At 77.8% G+C, this 1,697-nt stretch carries 1 protein-coding gene; it reads right to left on the reverse strand.

The window, feature by feature from the left end:
- Positions 1-85: 85 nt before the first annotated feature.
- Positions 86-1,552: a hypothetical protein gene (locus ACIP82_RS03335; protein WP_400650396.1), complete on the reverse strand. Its 1,467-nt coding sequence runs from the start codon at positions 1,550-1,552 to the stop codon at positions 86-88.
- Positions 1,553-1,697 lie beyond the last annotated feature (145 nt).

Genomic DNA, 1,697 nt, shown 5'->3' on the forward strand with positions numbered 1-1,697 from the left:
GCCTTCCTTTCCGTTGCTCCAGTGGTGGTGGTCGGCGGCGTCCCGCCGGTGCCCCGGCCGCACGGCGGCCGGGGTGGCGGAGCGGTCAGCCGGTGCAGTCCGCGCGGACGGCGGAGGCCGCGAGGTGCGCCTTGTCGGCGCCGCCGCCGCCCCAGTCGATGCCCCTGGAGTGCAGCATCACGGCGATCCGGCCGCCGCTCACCGGGAAGGTGCCGCTCGCGGTGACCCAGCCGCCCCGGTTCGCGGTCTGGTCGACGCTGAACGAGCCGATCGTTCCGCTGTTGGGCGAGGAGCTGTTCTGGACGGTGTAGTAGGCGGGCTTGCCGCCGACGGCCTTGCGGTCGCTGTTGTTCGGGACGTAGACGGAGATCCGGCAGGTGCCGCTGGTGACCGGGGCCGTGGTGAAGGTCCACACCACCGAGTTGCCGTCGTCCTTGGTCGCCGAGCCGGACATCGGGAGTGCCGCGTACTTGCCGTTGCAGCCCGAACCGGAGTACCCGCCGGCCGAGTTGATCGTCCAGCCGGTGGTGCCCTGCTCCCACCAGCCGTACTGGGCGTAGCCGGCGGCGGAGTTGCCGCAGTTGACGGCGCTGAAGCTCGGCGCGGCCGGGGGCTTCGGCGGCGCCGGCTGGCCGGGCGCGGGCTGCTGGGGCGCGGGCTGGCCGGGGGCGGGCTGCTGCGGCGCCGGCTGCTGCGGGGCGGGCTGGCCGGGCGCGGGCTGCTGCGGGGCCGATCCGCCGGGTGTGCCACCGGTCGTCGGCGGCTTTGCGCCCTGGGCGGGCGGGTTGGCGGGCCGGGCGAGCGAGTTCAGGTTCGTGCCGGATGCCGCGCCGGGCGCCGTACCTGGCGTCGTGCCGGGAGTCGTGCCGGGAGTCGTGCCGGGCACCGTCGCGGTCCCGCCCTCCGTCCCCTGCGGCGCGGTGGTCCCGGGGGCCTGGTCCTGGGCCGGCGCCGGGTCGGTGGGCGCCTCGGCGCCCGGGGTACCGGGCGCGGTGGGATCGGCCGGATCGGTGGGTGACGCGGAGACCGTGGGGTCGCCGAGCTCGGGGCCCTCGGCCAGCGGCTGGTCCGCCTGGCTCAGCCCGGCGCCGTCCACTGTTTTGTCACCGTCCCGGCCGCTGCCGGCCATCAGGAACGGCAGGCCCATCAGCACCACGCCCGCGGTGGCGGCGGCCACGAACACCGGTCGCTTCAACCGTGCCCGGCGGCCCGGCTGTTCGGCCGGCTCGGGCCCGGCGGGCGCCTCGACCGGGCCGGGGCCGACGGCGTGCGGCGTCATCGGGGGCGCCGGGGGTGCGGGAGCCGGGCCCGGCGGGGCCATCGGCGGCACGGCGGCGACCCGCCCGTAGTGCGGCACGGTGGCCGGGGCGGCCACGGCTGCGGCCACCGGGGCAGCGGCCACCGGGGCGGCCGTCTCCCCGGCGGGCGGCGTCGCGCTCGCCACCGCGACCGGCCCCGCTCCGCCGCTCTCCTCCATCTCCCAGGCCACCGAGGGCAGCTGAATGCTCGCCGCCCCGCCCTGAGCCCCGTTTCCACTTGTGCTCGTGCCCACCGCAGCTCCTCGGCTCCGCATGCAGTCCTGTCGGCGGAACCGCCCGGCCGACAGGGCCACGGACGCTTCCACTCCGTAGTCACGGCCCGGCCGGGCCCGACGGTTCACCTGCCGTCGGCGGACCTCCGGGCCCGGCCGCGCCGGC

This window comes from Kitasatospora sp. NPDC088548, from assembly GCF_044753005.1.
Lineage (GTDB): Bacteria > Actinomycetota > Actinomycetes > Streptomycetales > Streptomycetaceae > Kitasatospora.